At 46.3% G+C, this 5,598-nt stretch carries 7 protein-coding genes; all 7 read right to left on the bottom strand.

Annotated features, from left to right (window positions below):
* Positions 1–1,245: bifunctional phosphoribosylaminoimidazolecarboxamide formyltransferase/IMP cyclohydrolase (gene purH / locus Q0198_RS01975; protein WP_297894390.1), on the bottom strand; the 1,245-nt coding region annotated here is incomplete at its 3' end.
* A gap of 16 nt (positions 1,246–1,261) precedes the next feature.
* Positions 1,262–1,849: a hypothetical protein gene (locus Q0198_RS01980; protein ID WP_297894392.1), complete on the bottom strand. Its 588-nt coding sequence runs from the start codon at positions 1,847–1,849 to the stop codon at positions 1,262–1,264.
* 459 nt (positions 1,850–2,308) lie between these two features.
* Positions 2,309–3,340: a hypothetical protein gene (locus tag Q0198_RS01985; protein ID WP_297894394.1), complete on the bottom strand. Its 1,032-nt coding sequence runs from the start codon at positions 3,338–3,340 to the stop codon at positions 2,309–2,311.
* Between the two features lie 27 nt (positions 3,341–3,367).
* Positions 3,368–3,991 (bottom strand): hypothetical protein, encoded by a 624-nt coding sequence (locus tag Q0198_RS01990; protein ID WP_297894396.1) that lies wholly within the window; start codon positions 3,989–3,991, stop codon positions 3,368–3,370.
* Positions 3,992–4,005: 14 nt separating this feature from the next.
* Positions 4,006–4,617 carry a hypothetical protein gene (locus Q0198_RS01995; protein WP_297894398.1) on the bottom strand — a complete coding sequence of 204 codons (612 nt, stop codon included), beginning with the start codon at positions 4,615–4,617 and terminating at the stop codon, positions 4,006–4,008.
* Between the two features lie 16 nt (positions 4,618–4,633).
* Positions 4,634–5,275: a hypothetical protein gene (locus Q0198_RS02000; protein WP_297894400.1), complete on the bottom strand. Its 642-nt coding sequence runs from the start codon at positions 5,273–5,275 to the stop codon at positions 4,634–4,636.
* Between the two features lie 115 nt (positions 5,276–5,390).
* Positions 5,391–5,598, bottom strand: a 208-nt coding sequence (locus tag Q0198_RS02005; RefSeq protein WP_297894402.1) for a J domain-containing protein, incomplete at its 5' end; no start/stop codon positions are given.

A 5,598-nucleotide genomic window follows, 5' to 3' on the forward strand; every position in this document is an offset into this window, starting at 1 on the left:
CACGCAGTTGCTCTTCGTAAGCGCGGCGATCTGCCACGCGATTTTTAGATCATCAAGCTCGCTCTGGCTCGCCGCGCGCTTAGTGACGCAGCGGGCGTTTGCGACCTCGCTCGCGCCCACGTAGTCGCGCTGCTGATATACGAAGCCGCCGTCAATGAATTTAAAATCATACTTGTCGTTTTCGCGAATTAAAAACTCCCCGCCTTGCTCGAAAATTTTAATACGCTTTTTCTTTTCAAATACCGCAAGCGCCGCGGGCGTGATGCGGGCGGCGAGGATAACTTCGACAAAAATTTCATTGATCTTATGCGCTAACTCCTCGTCCAAAACGCCGTTTATCGCCACGACGCCGCCGTATGCCGAAACGGGATCGCATTTTAGCGCCTCGGTGTAGCTTTCAAGCAGGCTTCCCTTTACGGCGAAGCCGCACGGATTGGCATGCTTGCAGATCGCCACCGCAGGCGCCTCCCCGAAGCTGCTAGCGAGCATCAGCGCGCCGTGCATATCGGTCATATTGTTAAAGCTCGCCTCGCCCTTTAGGCTCTTAAAGTGCTTGCTAAAAAAGTCCTCGAACTCGTACAGAGCGCCCTTTTGATGCGGATTTTCGCCATAGCGGGTGTCGAATACCTTGCTACCCGTGATAAATTTTTTCGCGCCGAAGCCGCCGTTAAAGCGCTCGTTCATATAGTTTGCGATCATCGCGTCGTAGGCTGCGGTGTGCTCATAAGCTTTTATCATTAAATTTTGCCTAAATTTCAGCTTCTCGCTCTCGTCCGCGCCGCTTAAATTTTGCAAAACCGCGTCGTAATCAAGCGGGCTCGTAACGACATAGACGCTTGCGAAATTTTTAGCTGCGCTTCGAACCATCGCGGGGCCGCCGATGTCGATATTTTCGATAATCTCGGAAAAATCGTCGGTGCGGGCTACGGTCGCTTTAAAAGGATATAAATTTACGCACACGAGATCGATGCCGCCGATGCCGTGCTGCGCGGCTTGGCTTACGTGATTTGCGTCGTTTCGCTTATACAAGATTCCGCCGTGGATCTTTGGATGCAGGGTCTTAACCCGCCCCTCAAACATCTCGGGCGAACCCGAGTATTCGCTAACCTCGAGCACCGCAACACCATTTTCGCGCAAAAGCTTAAACGTGCCGCCCGTGCTTAAAATTTCAAATCCGAGCTGCTCAAGCCCTTTGGCAAACTCTACGACGCCCTCTTTATCGCTGACGCTGATTAACGCTCTCATCTTTTCTCCTTTTAATTTATTCGCATAGTTTTTTAAAAATCAGCTCGCGCGCGTCGTTTGCGTTAAGCTGAAAATACAAAATCGCCTCGCGGCGAGCCTTTTGATACTCGCGCCTCGTCTTTTCATCTGCCGCGCCGAGCTTTGCGCCGTTAAATTTCGCCATGCGCGCCGAAGCCAGCTCTTTTAGCTTCTCATTATCGCGAGAGATGCCGCCGCTATAATTAAACCACTCTTTGCTTTGAAAAATATTAAATAAAATTTGAAAATCTACGAAATTTCCCCTATTGTACTCGGCGCAGACCCCGTTTTTGTGGCTTACGGCGTAGATCGCGCCGTATCTGCGCTCGAAAAAATATAGTTTTATGAGCTTCGCGTTTTTATCTAAATTTGCGCCGCCGCCTAAAATCGCAAGCTTCGCATCGCCTCGCGTTTCATAAGGACCTAAAATCGCGCCGTTTTCGTAGAGATTTCCGCCGTAAAAAGCGTATTTCGTATCTCCAAGCTCGCTTGAAAGAACGTAGGTTTTATCGCTTGCAGGCGAGTTTTTGCCAGCGCAGCCGAGCAGCGACAGAGCCAAAAATAGAGACGAGATAAAAAATTTCATCGCAAAAATCCTTTAAATTTTAAAATTTTGCCTGATTTATGAAGCGGAATCGGCAAAGTGAAATTTACTAAATTTACCGCATTTACCGCGCGTAAATTTTAAATTTGCTTCTTAAATATCGCCGCCATGCTCGTGCGAACGTAAATTTTAAAATTCTGCGCCGCTTGCAAAGGCTAAATTAAAAGCCGCGACGCAAAACGTAAATTTAAACCGCAGCGCAAATTTAGCCGCAAGGACCTGCGCAAACCGACTAAATTTAAAATTTCGCGGCGCAGCTTTTATCGCCAAGCTAGGTTGGCGCCTCCTCTTGCCGCTTTTAAAATTTTAAATTTACCTGCACATTTTGTTTTCCAGCTCATCCATAATCGCGGCTATGTCATCATCAATCGCACCTTGCCGCTGCTGCTCGTTTAAATTTTACAAGCCGCAAATTTAAAGCGGCGCGAAATCCAAACCGCACTAAATATAATAGATGCTGTTTTTGATATTTTTGCCGTCGAGTTCGTTTTTGCGCCACGAGCTCTCGTCGTTTAGCACGATCCAGCGCTTCTCCTCCTCGCGATAAAACCAATCCTTGTCGATCTGATAGTAGATCTGGCATCCCAAAATTTCGATGATATTGGCGATATTGTTGTCGTGATAGTTGTTCTCATCAAAGTCGGTGAAGGTGCGCTGCCCCATCTCGGCGTAGAGCTCGTTTAAAATTTGAAGCATCTCGCTTAGGCGCGTATCCATCTTCTCGACCTGAAGCCCAAGCTCGTTAGCCTCTCTGAATAAGATCGGATAGTCGTGCGACGGATAGCCGCTGTTTAGCTTGTCGCTGATAAAGGCGATCTTTTGCTCATCTTCGAAGTGGTAGCGCAGAATTTCGCGGCAAATTTTAAGCGACAGGCTGCTTGCGCGATCGACGGCGCCGAAAACGAGCGGATGGATATATTTATAAAGCTCCTTGTACGGGTTCTCGTCGTTTGGGCGCTCGTTATTTTTCCAAAGCTTCACCACGCGGCTTAGCTCGTCCATCGAGACGTTGGCCTGGTCGTTGGTGTTCGTAACCGGCGAAAGCTCGTGTCGCAGCGAAGTATCGACCGACGTGAGATAACCTAGCGGCCCCATTAAAATTTTATTCGCCCCAAGCGCCATCATCGTAGCCGCCGAAGCGCAGTTTGCCGGCACCAGCGCGATCAGCTCGTCGCAGTGGTTGCGCAGGATCGAGACGATCTTAAGCGATGCGATACCGCTGCCGCCGTCAGATTTGATGTAAAGGTAGAGCTTTTCGAAATGCTTGCCCTTTAGGTGGTCGTTGATACTGATCGCGTCGTTACCGCAGACGCTACCTGCGCCCGAATTGAAGTAAGTAAGCAGCGGCGCGCCCAGATATTTCTCGATATTGGTGATCACCTCTTGCGTTTGTTTCATCAAGATCGGCGGTTGCTTCGCCGCCTTTTTAGCGCCCTGCTTCTGCGGCTCTTCGTCTTTGGATAAAAATCCCATGTTTTTCCTTTCGTGTTGGTTTGGTTTTTAAAATTTTATCTTACAAATATCGCGCAATTTGTCCCGGTGCCACTCGATGCTCTCTTTAACCGTATTGCCTAGAGCCGTATGCGGGCTTTGCAAGAATGCCCTACTATTTTTTAGTATTGAGCTCACGTATTCGTAGCGTGAGATCACGTTTGCGCTGGAGCTTTGCGACACCGAAGCCGAAAACGAGTATGAATAAAGCGGCGCGGAGGAAGCGTAGCCGCTAAAGTGCTCTGTCAGGTTTACGAATTTGCCCTCCGCAAATGCCTTGCAAACGCTGCCGCTCGCGGAATACTCAGCGATTCGTAGCTCTTTATTGGGCGTAAAAACGTAGATCGTAAATTTATTTAGACCTCGTTGCGAAATTTGATCCTTAGCCGTGCCGACTCCTCTTTCGTCCGTAAATAGATAGAGATTGGAGCCCTCCTCTTCATATCTTCCTAAGATTGCGTCATCTTTTAAAAGCACGCCGCCTGAAATTTTATACTCGGTGACGGTCTGCCCGTCGTAGCTCATCATCACGGAATTTTCCGGATGTAGCTCGGCTTGCGAATACTTTACCTTCATACAGCCAGTAAGCAGCACGACCGCCGTAAACAGCGCTAAAATTTTAATTTTATCCATAACTCCCTCGAAGTTTATCTGCAAAAATCGTCTAAAATCATGGTTTTAAGACCCTCGGTCGCCTTTTTGAAAAATCCAGCCACAGCCAAGTCCTCCGCGATATATTTCGTATCTTTGCGATCGATCGCTTTTTCAAAATTCATATTTTTATATGCGCTCAACGTTTTTGAACTCATATTTTGCACCGAGCTCTCGCTTTTTGAAATTCTACCGTCCGCGTAAAGCCAATCGCCGTCTTTAAACATATTTGAAGTATAGTCGAAATTTACGTATCTGCCTGCATTATAGACGCTGCAAATCCCATCTTTGTGCCAAATGCTAAATACCATTGCCCTTTCGTCGTTAAAAAGATAAAATTTCATCCGCTTGGCATTCAGCGCAGACTTGTAGTTATTGCCGTAAGACTTACCCGCTTCATCGAGCACAAGCGTCCTAAGCTCGCCCCTATCCATAGAATACGCGCCTAAATTTCTGCCATTTTCATACAGATCCTCGCCCGCAAATTTATAGATCACGGTTTTGTTGCCGTCGTAAAATTTAAACTCCTTGTCGCTCTTAGCGGGGCGCAATATCCCGCATCCCCCAAGTAGTGCCGCCAAAACGGCAAAAATTATAAAATTTTTCATTTATCACTCCTCAAATTTAATCCAACCTTTTAGACTTTTCTCTACAAAGCAGACCAAGAAGCGTAGCGCCGCTAAGTACGACGGATTTTTTCACATGATCTGCTACTGTCGAATTTAGTTTTTCTAAAATTTTTTTATCCACATAAGATAATTTTTCATTAGCGAAATCATACCTGGATGAAATTTTCCCCATTCCTTTTCTTGACATCAAAACATCATAACTATATGCCACGATCGGCTCACCTCGTGAATACATAGTAATATACTCCTTTATATGTACATATTTTCCTGCGGACAATGCTTTACAAACGCCGTCATTATGGCTAAAAGAGATTACTTTAAGAAATTCGTTCGGAACAAATATTATCTCCGTAATTTTTTTAGAATTATGTTCTTTTATCGCGCTGGGATCTATATAACCATTTTCCATTTCATCCGTATAAATCTGCATACCAAGTCCCGGTGCCGTAAGATATTTGCCTAACACTTTGCCATTTTTATAGAGTTTTCCGTTATGGGCTCGGTATCTGGTGGAAATATTTTTGTCAAAGCTTAACATTACGATATCTTCCGAGTCGGCAATTCCATTTTGATCCTTTTTGCTCGCGCATCCTCCAAGTAGTGCCGCCAAAACGACAAAAACTATAAAATTTCTCATTTATCACTCCTTAAATTATAATCTTTCGCCGCACCTTGCACTTTACCGCCGTCTCGCTATCCTATTTTAAAATTTCAAGACGCTCTGCGCCCTCAAATTTTAAAATTTGCTCGCCCTACTTCTCGCCGAAGCGCTCCTTTAAAATTTTATACGCCTCGTTGATCTCCTGAAGCTTCTTCGTGCCCTCCTGGATGATCTCCTCGTCCGCGCCCTTGCCCATCAGGATGTCGGGATGGTATTTTTTCACGAGCTCGCGATATTTTTTCTTGATCTCGCTAAACGTAGCGTCTTTGGGAAGCCCCAAAATTTCATACGGATCTCTT

It is taken from the genome of uncultured Campylobacter sp. (assembly GCF_938045205.1).
GTDB lineage: Bacteria > Campylobacterota > Campylobacteria > Campylobacterales > Campylobacteraceae > Campylobacter_B.

Coding starts and splice junctions, on each gene's coding strand:
- Q0198_RS01980 (WP_297894392.1), bottom strand. CDS start 1,849: ATGAAATTTTTTATCTCGTCTCTATTTTTGGCTCTGTCGCTGCTCGGC.
- Q0198_RS01985 (WP_297894394.1), bottom strand. CDS start 3,340: ATGGGATTTTTATCCAAAGACGAAGAGCCGCAGAAGCAGGGCGCTAAA.
- Q0198_RS01990 (WP_297894396.1), bottom strand. CDS start 3,991: ATGGATAAAATTAAAATTTTAGCGCTGTTTACGGCGGTCGTGCTGCTT.
- Q0198_RS01995 (WP_297894398.1), bottom strand. CDS start 4,617: ATGAAAAATTTTATAATTTTTGCCGTTTTGGCGGCACTACTTGGGGGA.
- Q0198_RS02000 (WP_297894400.1), bottom strand. CDS start 5,275: ATGAGAAATTTTATAGTTTTTGTCGTTTTGGCGGCACTACTTGGAGGA.